Origin of the sequence: Kitasatospora sp. NPDC059827 (genome assembly GCF_042731675.1) — a bacterium.
Taxonomy (GTDB): domain Bacteria; phylum Actinomycetota; class Actinomycetes; order Streptomycetales; family Streptomycetaceae; genus Kitasatospora.
In genome coordinates this window covers 16,245-31,206 of sequence record NZ_JBHWIV010000094.1, presented here as the reverse complement: position 1 = coordinate 31,206, position 14,962 = coordinate 16,245, and the positions used below count along the sequence as shown (strand labels likewise).

At 71.5% G+C, this 14,962-nt stretch carries 10 protein-coding genes and 1 pseudogene; 6 read left to right on the top strand and 5 right to left on the bottom strand.

The window, feature by feature from the left end:
* The 4 genes and pseudogenes from ACFV8H_RS35530 to ACFV8H_RS35515 all read left to right on the top strand — a co-directional run.
* Positions 1 to 247, top strand: a 247-nt coding sequence (locus tag ACFV8H_RS35530; RefSeq protein ID WP_380408122.1) for an acetylxylan esterase, incomplete at its 5' end; no start/stop codon positions are given.
* Positions 248 to 297: 50 nt separating this feature from the next.
* Positions 298 to 1,698, top strand: coding sequence for a GH1 family beta-glucosidase (locus tag ACFV8H_RS35525; protein WP_380408120.1), 1,401 nt, complete (start codon positions 298 to 300; stop codon positions 1,696 to 1,698).
* Positions 1,698 to 2,078 (top strand): annotated as a pseudogene (locus ACFV8H_RS35520) (alpha-xylosidase); the annotation flags it as partial. The gene ACFV8H_RS35525 and the pseudogene ACFV8H_RS35520, both read left to right, overlap by 1 nt.
* 75 nt (positions 2,079 to 2,153) lie before the next feature.
* Positions 2,154 to 4,148 carry a TIM-barrel domain-containing protein gene (locus tag ACFV8H_RS35515; protein ID WP_380408118.1) on the top strand — a complete coding sequence of 665 codons (1,995 nt, stop codon included), beginning with the start codon at positions 2,154 to 2,156 and terminating at the stop codon, positions 4,146 to 4,148.
* A 389-nt stretch (positions 4,149 to 4,537) separates the two neighbouring features.
* On the opposite strand, the gene ACFV8H_RS35510 is transcribed toward ACFV8H_RS35515, so the two are convergent.
* From ACFV8H_RS35510 to ACFV8H_RS35500, 3 genes are all read right to left on the bottom strand, one after another.
* Complete coding sequence (locus ACFV8H_RS35510) at positions 4,538 to 6,676, bottom strand: alpha-galactosidase (protein WP_380408116.1); 2,139 nt, start codon at positions 6,674 to 6,676, stop codon at positions 4,538 to 4,540.
* Positions 6,677 to 6,802: 126 nt separating this feature from the next.
* Positions 6,803 to 7,123, bottom strand: a complete 321-nt coding sequence (locus ACFV8H_RS35505) for a hypothetical protein (protein WP_380408114.1) — start codon at positions 7,121 to 7,123, stop codon at positions 6,803 to 6,805.
* Positions 7,120 to 7,935: a phytanoyl-CoA dioxygenase family protein gene (locus ACFV8H_RS35500; protein WP_380408112.1), complete on the bottom strand. Its 816-nt coding sequence runs from the start codon at positions 7,933 to 7,935 to the stop codon at positions 7,120 to 7,122. The genes ACFV8H_RS35505 and ACFV8H_RS35500 overlap by 4 nt, the downstream gene beginning before the upstream one ends.
* 144 nt (positions 7,936 to 8,079) lie before the next feature.
* Between ACFV8H_RS35500 and ACFV8H_RS35495 the strand changes: the two genes are divergently transcribed.
* Entirely contained in the window at positions 8,080 to 8,862 is a 783-nt protein-coding gene (locus tag ACFV8H_RS35495; protein ID WP_380408110.1) for a helix-turn-helix transcriptional regulator, read from the top strand.
* A gap of 591 nt (positions 8,863 to 9,453) precedes the next feature.
* Positions 9,454 to 10,875 (top strand): non-reducing end alpha-L-arabinofuranosidase family hydrolase, encoded by a 1,422-nt coding sequence (locus tag ACFV8H_RS35490; RefSeq protein WP_380408108.1) that lies wholly within the window; start codon positions 9,454 to 9,456, stop codon positions 10,873 to 10,875.
* 113 nt (positions 10,876 to 10,988) lie between these two features.
* On the opposite strand, the gene ACFV8H_RS35485 is transcribed toward ACFV8H_RS35490, so the two are convergent.
* On the bottom strand, positions 10,989 to 13,106 hold the full coding sequence (locus ACFV8H_RS35485) for a beta-galactosidase (protein WP_380408106.1): 2,118 nt from the start codon (positions 13,104 to 13,106) through the stop codon (positions 10,989 to 10,991).
* Positions 13,107 to 13,179: 73 nt separating this feature from the next.
* Positions 13,180 to 14,931, bottom strand: coding sequence for a cellulase family glycosylhydrolase (locus ACFV8H_RS35480; protein ID WP_380408104.1), 1,752 nt, complete (start codon positions 14,929 to 14,931; stop codon positions 13,180 to 13,182).
* Positions 14,932 to 14,962 lie beyond the last annotated feature (31 nt).

Here is a 14,962-nt window from a genome sequence, read left to right as displayed (position 1 = left end):
TGCGGAAGGCCCGTTGCCCGTCGTCGTCACCTACATGGGATACAGCGGCGGCCGCGGGCTGCCCACCGAGCACCTGTTCTGGTCCGCGGCCGGCTGTGCCCAGTTGGTCGTGGACAGCCGGGGGCAGGGCCACGACACTCCGGACCGGGGCGTGGGAGAGGGCACCCAGTGGGTCGGGGGCTGCGGCTCGAACCCGCCCGTCCAGCTGGCCTGGCTGCGCGAGCGCGGGCTGGCGCCGACGTGGTGACCGCACCACCGCGACCCGTGCCCGAACTGCCCGAGACCCCATGAGGTGACGTGAGTACCCTGGACTTCCCGGAACTGCCCCCGGGCTTCCGCTTCGGCGCGGCCACCGCCGCCTACCAGATCGAGGGCGCCCACGACGAGGACGGCCGGGGCCCGTCCATCTGGGACACCTTCAGCCACACCCCGGGCCGTACCCTCGGCGGCGCCACCGGCGACACCGCCTGCGACCACTACCACCGCTACCCCGAGGACGTCGCCCTGCTCCGCCGGCTCGGCGTCGACGGCTACCGCTTCTCGCTCTCCTGGCCGCGCCTGTTGCCGCAGGGCACCGGCCAGGTCAACCAGAAGGGCCTGGACTTCTACGACCGGCTGATCGACGAACTGCTCGCCGCCGGCATCGCGCCCGCCGCCACCCTCTACCACTGGGACCTGCCGCAGGCCCTGGAGGACCGCGGTGGCTGGCGGGTCCGCGAGACCGCCGAGGCCTTCGCCGAGTACGCGAACGTCGCCGCCGACCGCTTCGGGGACCGGGTCGAACGCTGGATCACCCTCAACGAGCCGTTCTGCTCCGCCTTCGTCGGCTACGCCGAGGGCCGGCACGCGCCCGGCGCCCGGGAGGGCCGCGGGGCCCTGGCGGCCGCCCACCACCTGCTGGTCGGCCACGGACTGGCCGTCCGGGAGCTACGGGCCGCCGGCGCCGGCGAGGTCGGCATCACGCTCAACCTCGACCGCCTGCACGCCGCCTCCGACCGGCCCGAGGACCTCGCAGCCCTGCGTCGGGCCGAGGTGCTGCACAACGAGGTCTGGACCGAGCCGCTGTTCGCCGCGCGCTACCCCGCGCACGAGGCCGAGACCTGGGAAGGCCTGGCCGACGGCCCCTGGCGCCGACCGGGAGACCTGCAACTCATCGGCGCGCCAATGGACTTCGTCGGCATCAACTTCTACCGGCCGGTCACCGTCGAGGCCGCCCCGCACCACGAGGCCGAACCCGGACTGCGCACCGCCGCGGACATCGGCGTCGCCGAGTCGAACCCCTATGGCACCCGGCTCACCACCATGGGCTGGCCCGTCGTCCCGTCCGCGTTCACCGAGCTGCTCGTCGACCTGGACGCCCGCTACCCGCAGCTCCCGCCGCTCTGGATCACCGAGAACGGCTCCGCCGAGGCCGACAGCGTCACCCCCGACGGCCGCGTCTACGACACCGAACGGATCGCCTACCTGGCGGGCCACCTCGCCGCCGTCGCCGACGCCGTCGCGGCCGGTGTCGACGTGCGCGGCTACTACGTGTGGTCCCTGCTGGACAACTTCGAGTGGGCGCGCGGCTACGAGCAGCGGTTCGGTCTTGTCCGCGTCGACTACGACACTCTGGCCCGTACCCCGAAGGACAGTTACGACTGGTTCCGGGGTCTGATCACCGCGCATGGTGCGCGGACGGAGGAACCTGTCCGATGAAGTTCACCGCGGGCGGCCGGGTGCTGACCACGGTGGGCGAGCGCGGCACCGGTTTTGTCACCGACGCCGAGGGCCGCCACCACATGCTCGGTCAGTTGTCCCTGGGGGTGGGGGAGCTGGTGTACGGCCTGGGGGAGCGGTTCACGCCGTTCGTGCGCAACGGTCAGGTGGTGGACATCTGGCAGGCGGACGGCGGCACCAGCAGCGAGCAGGCGTACAAGAACGTCCCGTTCCATCTGACGAACCGGGGTTACGGCGTCTTCGTCAACCATCCGGGCAGGGTGTCCTACGAGGTCGGCTCCGAGTCGGTGGGCCAGGTGCAGTTCAGTGTCGAGGACCAGTCGCTGGAGTACTTCGTCGTCCACGGTCCGACCCCCAAGCACGGGGCCCCGCATCCGCCCGCATCCGCCCGCATCCGACGGCATCCACTCGCCACGTGAACAGAGGAACCACCCTTGTCCTACAGCATCCGCGCGGGAGGCCTGGAACGGCACACCGCCGCAGAAGTCCTCCGCATCGAGCCCTGGGGACAGGACGCCCTCCGGGTGCGCGCCGCGTCCGGGAGCATCGATCCCGCCGCCCCCGGGGCGTTGGAGGCCCCCTCGTCCTGCCCGCAGGCCGAAGCGTCCGTCTCGGACGACGGCTGTGCCCGCCTGGTCAACGGCCGCATCGCCGTCGAGGCCTCGGCGGACGGCCGACTGAGGTTCCACCACGCCGTGTCGGGCCGCGAACTCCTCGCCGAGCGGAGCCCGCACACCCACCACGCCGAATCCCGCGTCCACGCGGCGGGCGGCCGGACGGAACAGTCCTTCGAGGCCTACGCCGGCGAACGGCTGCACGGCCTGGGGCAGCACCTGCACGGACGCCTGGACCAGAAGGGCTGTGTGATCGACCTCGTCCAGGCCAACACCGTGGCGGCCGTCCCCTTCCTGCACTCCTCGCGCGGCTACGGACTGCTCTGGAACAACCCCGCCACCGGCCGCGTCGAACTGGGCGCCGACACCACCCGGTGGACCGCCGACGGCGGCGGGCGCATCGACTACTGGATCACCGCCGGTGACACCCCGGCCCGGATCCTGGACGCCTACACCCTGGCCACCGGCCGTCCGCCCCTGCTGCCCGAATGGGCGTCGGGCTTCTGGCAGTCGAAGCTGCGCTACCGCACCCAGGACGAACTCCTCGCGGTGGCCCGGGAGTACAAGGAACGCGGACTTCCGCTGTCCGTCATCGTCTGCGACTTCTTCCACTGGCCGAGGATGGGCGACTGGCGCTTCGAGGAGAGCGAGTGGCCCGACCCCGCCGCCATGGTCGAGGAGCTGTCGGAGCTCGGAGTGAAGCTCGCCGTCTCGGTGTGGCCCACCGTCGAGCCCGGAAGCGACGCGTACGACGGGCTCCGCTCGGCCGGGCACCTCGTACGGGACGCGGGTGGCGGCCTGCTGACCTTCCCGTGGCCGTCCCGGCACAGCGGGCAGGCTCTGATCCATCCGATGGCGTACTACGACGCCACCCACCCCGGAGCCCGCGCCGAACTGTGGCGGCGGCTGAACGACAACTACCGCTCGCTGGGGGTGGCGTGCTTCTGGTTGGACGCCTGTGAACCCGACGTGCCCCCGGGGATCGCCGACCGCGCCGTCTACGCGGCCGGGCCGGCCGCCGAGGCCGCGAACCTCTACCCGCTGGAGCACGTCCGTGCGGTGGCCGAGGGCCTGCGCGCGGTGGGCGAGGACCGGCCGCTGTCACTGGTCCGCTCGGCGTGGGCGGGCAGCCAGCGCCACGGGGCCCTGCTGTGGTCCGGTGACATCCCCACGACCTTCGACTCCCTCGGGCGCCAGATCAGGGCGGGGCTGAACGTCGCGATGAGCGGCATCCCCTGGTGGAACACCGACATCGGCGGCTTCTTCGGCGGCGACCCCGACGACCCGGCGTACCGTGAGCTGCTGATCCGGTGGTTCCAGTACGGCACCTTCAGCCCGGTCATGCGGCTGCACGGGGACCGCGCACCCAACTACCCCGCCTTCGCCACGGACATGACCGGCGGGCCGAACGAGGTCTGGTCGTACGGGGCGGAGGCGTACGGCGTCCTCCGCGACCACCTCCTGCTGCGCGAGCGCCTGCGCCCGTACCTGCACGGCCTGTCCGAGGATGCCCACCGCACCGGCGCCCCGCCCATGCGACCGCTGTTCTTCGACTTCCCCGAGGACGAGCGCACCTGGGAGGTGGACGACCAGTTCCTGCTCGGCCCCGACCTGCTGGTGGCACCCGTGTACGAGGCGGGCGTCCGGGCCCGCCGGGTGTACCTGCCGTCCGGCACCCGTTGGTGCGACCCGGCCACCGGCGGTGTGCTGGAGGGCGGAACGACGCTGGACGCCGATGCCCCGCTGGAGCGCATCCCGGTCTTCGTCCGGGAAGGCGCCGACGTCGTGGCCCGGCTGACACCCCCTGAGGCCTGACGCAGGAAGCGGGACCGTGGTCATGGCGGGTGTGTGTGCTCCCGAGAAACGTGGTGGACAGGGGGCCGGCCGAGAGACGCCGGCCCGGGGGCCGGTCGGGGGCGAGCGGGCCTGCCGGGACGGCTGGTGCCCGAGTGCTTCCTCCACCGTCGGCGCGCCTCGCCGCGGCGCTCCGTGAGCGGCTCGATGCGGTGGTTGCCGGTCGGATGAGTCGATCGAAGCGCTTCGATTCCTGGTTCAACCCAAGGAAACGGTGGCGGTGCGTCAAGAGACTTGCGGCCAGCCGGACTTGCCGGAGGCGGCGTGAACCAGAGCTCGCCGGAGCCCTCGACACACCTCCGCCCCGGCTGCCGGGGTCCTGCTCCTGCAGCCGGGGCGGAGGATCACTCCTACGAGGCCGACGGCTGTGCCTGCGCCTCGACGACCAGCGCCTGGCCGGGGCAGAGGGTCAGGCCCGGAGCGGCCAGGCCGACCTGGGCCAGGTACCGGCCGGTCAGGGTGAGCGCGGCCGTGCGCCGAGCCCAGGCGGGCCAGGTGTGTTCGGGGGAGGAGAGCTCGGGGCGCACCCGCACGACGTAGCGGGTCTCGGGCTCCAGGCCCGGGAGGCGTACGGGCGCGCCGTTCTCGGCGGCGGAGGTCTCCAGCTGGACGTACGCGAAGACGGCGTGGGCCCGGTCCCGTGAGACGACGCCGTGGACCCAGGCGGCCGGGTCGGGGTGGTCGGTGCGGACGACGTCGCCGCGGTGGAGCAGCGGCCGCAGCTGCTTGTAGGCGTCGATCCACGCGGCGAGCGCGGTCAGGTCCTCCCGCGGCCAGCCGGAGATGTCGGCCTCGATGCCGGCGTGGCCGAACAGGGCGGTGGCGCAGCGGAAGGCGAGGGCGGTGGTGCGGTGGCTGATGTGGGCGGGGGAGGAGCCGACGTGGGAGCCGATCAGCTCGTAGGGCAGGAGCAGGCCGGTCCAGCGCTGGATGGCCTGGCGTTCGATCGGGTCGATGTTGTCCGATCCCCAGATCCGGTCGGTGCGTTCGAGGATGCCGAGGTCGGTGCGGGCGCCGCCGGAGGAGCAGGACTCGATCTCCAGCCCGGGGTGGCGGCCGCGCAGTTCGTCCAGGAGCCGGTAGACCGCCGTGGTCTGGGCGTGCACGCCGGGGCGACCGTCGTGGACGGCGTCGGCGAGGTCGCGGTTGTGGTCCCACTTGATGTAGTCGATGCCCACCTCCCCGACGAGGGTGCTGATCCGCTCCAGCAGGTAGGCGTGGGCGTCGGGGTGCGCGACGTCCAGGACGTGCTGGGTGCGCTGCTCGTACGGGAGGCGTTCGGGGTCGGCGAGGAACCAGTCGGGGTGGGCGCGGGCGAGGTCGGAGTCGGGGTTGACCATCTCGGGTTCGAACCAGAGGCCGAACTGCATGCCGAGCCCGTGGACGTGGTCGGCGAGCGGGCGCAGCCCGTCGGGCCACACCTTCTCGTCGACGTACCAGTCGCCGAGGCCGGCGCGGTCGTGGCGGCGGTGGCGGAACCAGCCGTCGTCCACGACGAACCGCTCCACGCCGACCGTCGCCGCGGTGTCCGCGATGGTGCGTACCCGTTCGGGGTCGTGGTCGAAGTAGACGGCCTCCCAGATGTTCATGGTGACGGGCCGGGCGGTGTTCGGGTGCTGGGGGCGGCTGCGGAGCAGGTCGTGGAAGCCGCGGCTGATCCCGTCCAGGCCCGTGCCGGAGGTAGCGAAGTACACCCACGGGGTCCGGTACGACTCGCCCTCCGCCAGCCGGATCTCACCCGCGGCGAGCAGTTCGCCGCCGCCGAGGACGGTCGTCCCGTCGGGGAGGCGCTCCGCGTACTGGACGTGGTTGCCGCTCCAGGCGGGGTGCACGCCCCAGACGTCGCCGTGCCGGAAGCCGAACCCCTCGGTGCCGGCGAGCAGCAGTCCGGCGTCGAAGCCGGTGCGGCCGCGCCGGCTCTCCCTCGACCACACGCCGTGCCGCAGCGGGGCTCGCTGCGGGGAGCGCTCACGGGCCCAGCGGCCCGTGAAGTCCAGCAGTTCCGCGGCGTGGGCGGGCACCGGGAGCACGCACGCCAGCACCTCCAGGGTGTAGGTGTCCGCCGCCGTGTTGGTCAGGGTGTGGCGCAGCCGCACCACGCCCTGCTCGGTCATCTGCAGTTCGGTGTGCAGCGCGAGCCCCGCGCCGGGGTCCTGGGCCCGCACGTTGACGGTGCCGCCCCGGCTGTCCTCGGCGCGTACGGCGACCGGTTCGGCGAGCTCGAAGCGCGGAGGGCGGACCCGGCCGTCGCGGTGCCCGGCCAGGGTCGGACGTCCGAACCAGCCCGCGCCCTGCCCCTGGGAGGGCATCAGGCTCCCGGCCTGGTGGTGCCGGGTGCGGCCCATGGCGTCGAGGACCTGCGCGGCGTCGCCGGCGCGGAAGCCGGGATCGGCGCCCCAGTGCAGCACCCGGGGCAGTTCCGGTCCGGTGGTGTCGAGCGTGAGGGCCGCGTCAGCGGCCGACAGCACGACGAGATTCGCCTCAGTCATTTCGTCCTCGTTCAGGGGATGGTCCTGATCCAGTGCACGACGCGAGCCGGGTCGCACCCTCGGCAGTGCGGCGGCCGGGGGGCACGGGGGCGGCACCCGTCACCGTGGCCCGAAGGGGCGTCATCGTCACTCCGCTGCCGGGGTGTCGACGATCCGTTCGAAGAAGAACTCGTGCTTGAGGAAGGAGACATCGTACTCGTGACCCGGGTGCGGCGGGATCAGTTGAGCGGCCTGGAACAGCCGCCAGCCGTCCCGGAGCGCCGCCACTCCTGTCCCGTACGGCGGCTCGTCGCTGTCGCCGGTGGTGGGAGAGGTGCGGCCGGTGCCGTCGTACCTCGCCCAGCCGACGACGGAGGAGTCCAGTGCGGAGTTGGACAGGTAGAGCACCAGCACCTGCTGCCGGGCTGTGTCGGTCGTGGTGGTCGTGGTGGTCGTGTCGGTCGTCATGACGCCTTCCCCTGGGGGCGGTTGGAGACCCTGGTCACCCAGTGGTCGAGGTCGTAGCTGTCGTCGCCGGTCAGCGCCCGCCACAGCAGGATGCGGTTGTACCGCTCCAGGCGACCGGTCGCTCCCTCGTACCACGGGAACATCGCGTCCAACTCCGCGTCCACCTGCGGATCGTGGAGATCCGAGGTGTCCCACAGCCGTTGCTGACGCACCGTCGGATTGAAGCGGATCTTGAACATGTAGCGCAGCGTGTCGCTGTCGTTGCGCCGGCCCCCGTGCCAGAGGCCGTGGTGCAGAAACACCACCGTCCCGGCCGGGCAGACCAGCCGGTCCTGGCCGCGCAGGTTCTGGTAGCGGCCGGTGTCCGACTCGTTGATCCGGCGCAGATGGCTGCCCGGCACGCTCAGGGTGCCGCCCATCTCCAGCGTCACCGCCTGCGGGTAGTACATCAGCTGCACGTCGAAGGCGTCCGGCCGGACGTCGATGATGGCATCCCCGTGCAGCGCCTGGGCCTCGCCGCCGTGAGGTTCGCGCGTGTGCACGAAGTGGTGGTCCACCCACGGCTCGGGGCCGACCAGGCTGCGCAGGGCCCCTGCGACCCGCGGCAGTTCGAGCAGCCTGCGGACGAACGAGCCTTCGGGGTAGGCCGCGGACAGTGGTGTCCCGTACGGCACCGGCGGCACGTCGTCGGCCAGCACCTCCAGGCCCTCGGCGTTCAGCGACGCCGGGACCACCGCGTCCAGCCGCAGCGATCCGCGCGCGACGAAGCGCGCCATCTGTACTGAGCTGAGCAGTTCCTGTTCGTTCTCCATGGCGGCCACGCTAGGCCTGCCCGCGGTCCCGCCGCGTGGGCCTGGTTCACCCAGTTGTGGTCGATTATCACCATGCCGCCCGAGGGTGAGCCGAGGTGCACACCCCTGGATCGGGCTGCGGACGCCGTGGTAGAACACGTGACCATGCACGCGGCCATTGCCCGTCTCGACGAGCCGCCGGAAGTCGCCGCCGTCGGCACCGGCGTGCACGGGCCGGCAGGCCACGAGGACGTGTTCTCGCTGCCGGACCTGTGGCAGCTCCATCTGTACGGCTACGAGGCCGACTTGACGGTCGACGGTACCGAGCACTCGATCCGTCCCGGCCGGGTCAGCCTCGTACCGCCCGGGACCGAAGTCCGCTACCGCTACCGAGGCCGCTCCGAGCACCTCTACGTCCACCTCCGGCTGGGAGTCGGGGGAGCGGCCAGGAGCATTCCGGTGATCCAGCAGGCCGGTCCGGAACTGGGTTTCCTCACCGCGCAGCTGCAGCAGGCGTTGGCCGCCTGGCCGCACACGCCCGCGCGGGCGGTCGCCGAGGTGTGGGGTGCCCTGTGGCGGATCGCCGGGCTCACCCCGCCACGGGAACGGAGCGCGCAGGCCGTCCATCCTGCGGTGGCAGCCGCAGTGGCCCTGATCGAGGCGCGGCTGACCGAGCCCCTGACGGTGCCGGAGATCGCGGAGACAGTCGGCGTCTCCCACAACCACCTGACGCGGCTGTTCCGGGTTGCCACGGGAGAGACGGTGGTCGGCTACATCCGGGCCCGGCGGATGGAGCGGGCACGGCACTTCCTGCACGCCACCACGCTCTCCATCCCGGCTGTCGCCGCCTCGGTGGGCATCCCCGACCTCCAGGCGTTCAACAAGACCTGCCGTCGTGAACTCGGGGTGTCCCCACGCGGCATCCGTGCCGCCCGGCCCGTCCCGTAGGCACGGCGGACCGCGCGTCGGGGGCGGCGGCGTCGCGTCGGGCTCCGTCACCAAGCAGTGCACCTACAGCAGTAGCTCCAACCTGCTGTGGACCTTCAGGGCTCTGTGGAGGCCGGCCGCGTCGACTGAAAGATGACACTGCGGCAGGTAGTGCCCAAGGGCCGGTCGGGGCGACGGCGGTGTGCGTGGTGTGGGGGTCGGCCACCCCGGTTGCGAAAGTCGTTGCAGACATCTTGACGTGCCCAGGCGGGCGGGTATTGACTCCGCTCACATCGAAGATCTCGTCGCCTGTCGACAGGAGGACTACTTCGCCCCTGGATTGTTAGCGTTAACATTCGAGCCGCAGTCCATCCGCACCGACTCGGCCGCCGGCAACGCCTCCGCCCACGGCCGGCCGGGGGTGCACCCCTGCGCCCGCTCCCTCGCTCCTGCCGGGAGAAGCGCTCGTACGGGGGGCTTCCGAGATCCGACGAGCAGACGTGAGGCTTCGTCGTCGGCCGATCCCAACTCCTGGCGCGTGCCGTCAGGTTGCAGGCATGTAAACAACAACGAGCCGTGTGAAAGCTGCACGTCTCAGAGAAGGAGATCCCCATGCCCGGACAGGGTTCCACCCGCAGACCTCCGTCCGTAGTGCTCACCGCCGTGGTCGCGGCCGTGGTGGCGCTGGCGGCGATGCTCGTCGCAGTTCCGGCGCAGGCGGCCACCGGCGGTGCCCTGCGTGGTACGGGTTCCGGTCGGTGCCTCGACGTGCCGAACGGCGGCCAGGCCGACGGCACGCTCCTGCAGATCTGGGACTGCACGGGCGGGACCAACCAGCAGTGGACGGTGACGTCCGCCAACCAACTGACCGTGTACGGCAACAAGTGCCTGGACGTTCCGGGCCACGCCACCACGGCCGGCACCCGGGTGGAGATCTGGTCCTGCACCGGCGCCGCGAACCAGCAGTGGCGGGTGAACGCCGACGGCACGGTGGTCGGCGTGGAGTCCGGGCTGTGCCTGGACGTGTCGGGCGCCGGTACGGCCAACGGCACGGCGGTGCAGCTCTGGAACTGCAGCGGCGCCGGCAACCAGCAGTGGACCGGCCTGTCCGGGACGGGTACCACGTGTGCTCTCCCGTCGACGTACCGGTGGACCTCGACCGGTCCGCTGGCGGAGCCGGTGAACGGGGGAGCCGCGCTCAAGGACTTCACCGACGTGGTCTACAACGGCAAGCACCTGGTCTACGCGACCTACTCCGACGGAACGTCGTGGAAGTCGATGGGATTCGCTCCCTTCACGAACTGGTCGGGCATGGCCTCGGCCACCCAGACCGTCATGTCCTCGTCCGCGGTGGCGCCCCAGCTGTTCTACTTCGCGCCCAAGAACACCTGGGTGCTGGCCTCACTTGGGTGGGGCACCGCCTGGCCCTTCACCTACCGCACGTCCAGCGACCCCACCAACCCCAACGGCTGGTCGGCGCCGCAGGCGCTGTTCACCGGCAGCCTCCCCACCGGAGGCCCGATCGACCCGACCCTGATCGCCGACGACCAGAACATGTACCTGTTCTTCGCCGGTGACAACGGCAGCATCTACCGGGCCGGCATGCCGATCGGCAACTTCCCCGGCAACTTCGGCTCCTCGTACACCACGGTCATGAGCGACACGGTGCAGAACCTCTTCGAGGCGCCCCAGGTCTACAAGGTCCAGGGCCAGAACCAGTACCTCATGATCGTCGAGGCCCGGGACGCGAACGAGCACCGCTACTTCCGCTCCTTCACCGCCACCAGCCTGAACGGCTCGTGGACCCCGCAGGCCGCCACCGCGAGCAACCCCTTCGCCGGCCTGGCCAACAGCGGTGCCACCTGGACCAACGACATCAGCCACGGTGACCTGGTCCGCAACAACCCCGACCAGACCATGACCGTCGACCCCTGCAACCTGCAGCTCCTCTACCAGGGCAGGAACCCCAACTCGGACGGCACTTCCTACATCCAACTGCCGTACCGGCCGGGCGTGCTCACCCTGCAGCGCTGACCCCGCCCGCTCCATCCGGGAACCGGTACCCGGCGTCCTGAGGAACCCCGGCCGCGCGGCGGCCGGGGTTCCTCGTCCTCGGACGCCGCCGAGCAGGTGCGCCGCCTTCGCGTTCAGTTCGCGACCAACACCCGTACGTCCCAGGCGCCGAGGGAGAGCGGCTCGCCGGCCGTGACGGCGGTGCCGTTCAGGACGTCGGTGAGCGCCACGGGGGCCGGGACGTCGACGGGCTGCCAGTTCCAGTTGTGGACCACGTGGATACGGCGTCCGTCCGGGGAGGTGCCGGTCGTCGCGGTCACGGAAGCGGGCAGGTCGCGCCAGGCGCCGACGGCAGCCGGGGCCAGCCAGGCGGCGAGCTCCCGGGCGAGGTCGCGGCCGGGCACGGTGCCGACGGTGGTCACCCGGCCCGCGCCGTGGGCGCGGGTGGTGACGGCGGGCCAGCGGCCGAAGTGGGGGTGCTCGTAGCCGGCCAGCACGGTGGCGTCGGTGGCCGTTAGGCCCTCGACCCAGCGGGTCGCGACGGCGCCCGCCGTCAGGTCCAGCGGACTGCCGGGGGCGGAGCGCACGGGGAGGTCCGCGGTCAGGTTGCTGAACTCGTCGTACCGGACGCCCGCGGCGGCCGTCAGCCGCGGCGGGGCGGTCTCGTGGCGGGCCCGCGCCTCCTGGTCGGCGTAGCCGGTGCGGGGGCCGAGGACGAGGTGGCCGCCGGCCCCGGCGTAGGCCGCGAGCCAGTCGAGCAGGGAGTCCTCGGCGAGGTAGAGGCCGGGGACGACCAGCACGGGGTGGCGCCGGGAGGCCTCGTCGGGTGCCAGACCCGCGCGCTCGCCCCGGGCGTCGTGGAGCCGGCGGGCGTGCAGGATGCGCACCTGGCGGCCGGCCTCGAAGGCACCGCGGTAGAAGGGGTCGAAGATGCGGTGGTAGGAGGTCGGGTCCGGATCGCCGTTCGGCTTCGCCAGCGGCGGGTACTTCTGCATCAGCCACTTGCTGGGCATCGAGTAGACCATCGCGATGTCGGCGTCGGGCTCGATCCCGGCGACCAGCGGCCCGGCGGTCTCGAACTCGGCGCCGAGACGGGCGAGTTCGGCGTAGACCCGGCCGGGCTTGCCGCTGTGCGGCAGGATCCCGCCCCAGTACGTCTCGGCGCCGAAGTGCAGGGTGTGCCAGTGCCAGTACTCGATCATCCGCGCGCCGCGCGCGACGAGCGCCCAGGCGGCCTGGCGCCACTGGCCGTCGAAGGCCGGGTGGTTCTCCGAAGTGCCGCTGATGGCCTGGGCGTTGGTCTCGGTGACGAGGAAGGGTTCTTGGCGGGAGGAGAAGATCCGGTCGGCACTCTGGTACAGCGCCCACACGCCGGTGGTCTTCCACCACTGCTCGTGGTCGTCCGGGGTGGGGTCGGGCAGGGTGAGGGCGTCCTGCATGTCGTAGTACGGGTTCCCCGCGGTGACGTCCAGGGCGTCGGTGATCTCGTCGTCCTCCATCGCCGGGTGGTTGTAGGCGAGGCAGGTGGTGACGAACTGGTCGGGGCGGGCGTACTCGCGGGTGATGTCGGCCTGCCAGGCGACGAACTCGGTGGTCTGGCGGGCCTGGAACGCCCGCCAGGCGACGTCGTACTGCGGCTGCTGGTTGCCGTCGGGCCGCCAGAGGTCGGCCCAGGTGGAGAGCCGGTGCGACCAGTAGACCAGGCCCCACTCCCGGTTGAGCGTCTCCACGTCGCCGTAGGTGTGGCGCAGGTGGTCGACGAAGCGCTGGAAGACGCCCTCGTTGAGGGGCAGACGCAGGCCGGGCTCGTTGTCGACCTGGAAGCCGATGACGGCCGGGTGCGCGGCGTGGCGGTCGAGGATCGCCCGGGTGACGCGTTCGGCGTGGTGGCGGAAGGCCGGGTGGGAGAAGTCGGCCTCCTGGCGGGCGCCCCAGCCCATGGGCCGGCCCGTCTCCCGGTCGCCGGCGATCTCGGGGTACTGCCGGGCCAGCCATGGCGGCACGGCGTAGGTGGGGGTGCCGAGGACGACGGCGATGCCGCGCTCGTGGGCGCCGTCGAGGACGGGGGTGAGCCAGTCGAGGTCGAAGCGGCCGCTCGTAGGCTCCCAGGTGGACCAGACGGACTCGCCGACCCGGATCACGGTGAACTTCGCCCCGGCCATCAGGTCGAGGTCTTCCTTGAGTCGCTCGTACGGCTGGTACTCGTGGTAGTAGGCGGCGCCGAACAGCACGCGCGGGGGCAACTGGAACATGGGTGGGCATCTCCGGACGTGACGGGCCCCGGCTGCCGGGAAGGAGGCAGCCGGGGCGGGTGAGGAACAGCGGTCAGGAGGCGGTGCCGGTGACGGTGTTGCCGGTCTTGGTGACGGTGTAGGTGGTGGTGTCGCCGGTCCAGAAGCGGAAGGTGAACGTCGCCGGCACGCCGTCCTTGAGGGACTTGACGTAGTCGGGCTTGAGGGTGGTGGTGTTGGCGCCGTAGTCGGCACGGAGGTTGTCGAACGTCTGGTAGGTGGTCCAGGAGGCCGGGCCGGCGGCGGTGCCGTCGGCGTAGGTGGACTGGACGTTGGCCATCAGGGCGCCGTTGAACCGGGTGGGGATGGTGAGCCCGTCGAGCGTCCCGGTGGCGTTGGCCATGGTCGGCTTGTCGTAGGAGCGCACGAAGAGCTTCCACGGGACGCCGTCGGAGTACCGGACTTCGAGGGTGGCGTTGATCCCGGCGGCGCGGTCCCCGGCCAGCTCGGTGAGGGCGTCGGAGGTCAGGGTGAGCTTGTCGCCGTCGAGGGTGTAGTCGAGGAAGGGGATCAGCGGGCGGTCGCCCTGCCAGAGGCCGGCGAACCGGAGGCCGTTGCGGTTGAGCGTGATGGTCTGCGCGGCGATGGGGCCGGACTTCGGCAGGAAGACGTTGTCGGTGGAGGCGGTGCCCGAGCGGGTCCGCCAGGAGCTCTGGATCAGGTCCTTCATCTCGGGGACCACCCACTGCATGGTGGAGCGGTTCAGGAAGTCGTTGGCGGCGTCCCAGACGGCGGAGGTCATGCCGTTGCGGCGCGCCTCGTAGTTGACGTGCTCGAAGTACTTGAGCATCTCGCCGCGCTCGACGACGCCCGAGTAGGGCGAGGTGAGCAGCCCGTACTCGCCGAGGTAGACGGGGATGCCCTTCTTGACGAAGGTGTCGTGCACCCGGGCGAAGCCGTCGGTCAGGTCCGACTGGGCCTTGGCGTCGTAGGTCGTGCCGTTGGCGATGTTCACGCTGAACGGGTACCAGCTGTAGTAGTGCACGGTGGCGACCAGGTTGCGGTCGTTCAGTGAGCTCATGGTGGTGGACAGGTCGTCCAGCCAGTGCTGGGCGTTGTTGGTCTCCTCCGAGGGCAGGACGAGCAGGCGGTCCTTGTTCCTGCCGCCGGAGTTGCGCACGATGCTGTGGAACGAGGTGTTGAGTTCCCGCAGGTACTGGGTCTTCTGGGCGTCGGTCGCGGCGTCGAACTGCGGCTCGTTGATGCTCTCCATGAGCAGGGTGCGCGGCTCGTCCTTGAACGTGGTGGCGATCTGCTGCCAGGTGGAGTCGAACCGGGCCATGATGTTGTCGTGGTCGGTGGACATGTACTTGATCCACTGCCACGAGTCGTGGTGGACGTTGATCTCGACGTAGAGGCCGTCCTCCAGAGCGAGGTCGACCACCTGCTTGACCCGCTTCATCCACACCGGGTCGATGGTGTACGGGGCGGTGGCGGACTGGTGCGGGTACCAGCTGACCGGGATCCGGACGCTGCGGAAGCCCTGGGCCTTGAGGCCGTCGAAGGTGGCCTTGGTGGTGAGCGGGTTGCCCCAGGAGGTCTCGTCGGGGAGGGCGTCGAGGGTGTTGCCGAGGTTCCAGCTGGGCTGCATCTGCGCCACGGCGGCCATCGGGTCGTGCGGGACCCTGGCGCCTGCGGCCTCGGCCGCCGCCTGGGGCTGGTCGGCGGGGGCGGCGATCGCCGTGCCGCCGCACAGGGCGCCGGTGGTGACCAGGGCCACCAGGAGGCCGGCCGTGCGGTGGAGGCGGCGGTTGCGGGGGCGTGTGGTGTGCGCTGCGTCGTTCACGCGGATGTCCCTTTCGTGTGTACCGGTGGAG

Coding starts and splice junctions, on each gene's coding strand:
- ACFV8H_RS35510 (WP_380408116.1), bottom strand. CDS start 6,676: ATGACTGAGGCGAATCTCGTCGTGCTGTCGGCCGCTGACGCGGCCCTC.
- ACFV8H_RS35505 (WP_380408114.1), bottom strand. CDS start 7,123: ATGACGACCGACACGACCACCACGACCACCACGACCGACACAGCCCGG.
- ACFV8H_RS35500 (WP_380408112.1), bottom strand. CDS start 7,935: ATGGAGAACGAACAGGAACTGCTCAGCTCAGTACAGATGGCGCGCTTC.
- ACFV8H_RS35495 (WP_380408110.1), top strand. CDS start 8,080: ATGCACGCGGCCATTGCCCGTCTCGACGAGCCGCCGGAAGTCGCCGCC.
- ACFV8H_RS35490 (WP_380408108.1), top strand. CDS start 9,454: ATGCCCGGACAGGGTTCCACCCGCAGACCTCCGTCCGTAGTGCTCACC.
- ACFV8H_RS35485 (WP_380408106.1), bottom strand. CDS start 13,106: ATGTTCCAGTTGCCCCCGCGCGTGCTGTTCGGCGCCGCCTACTACCAC.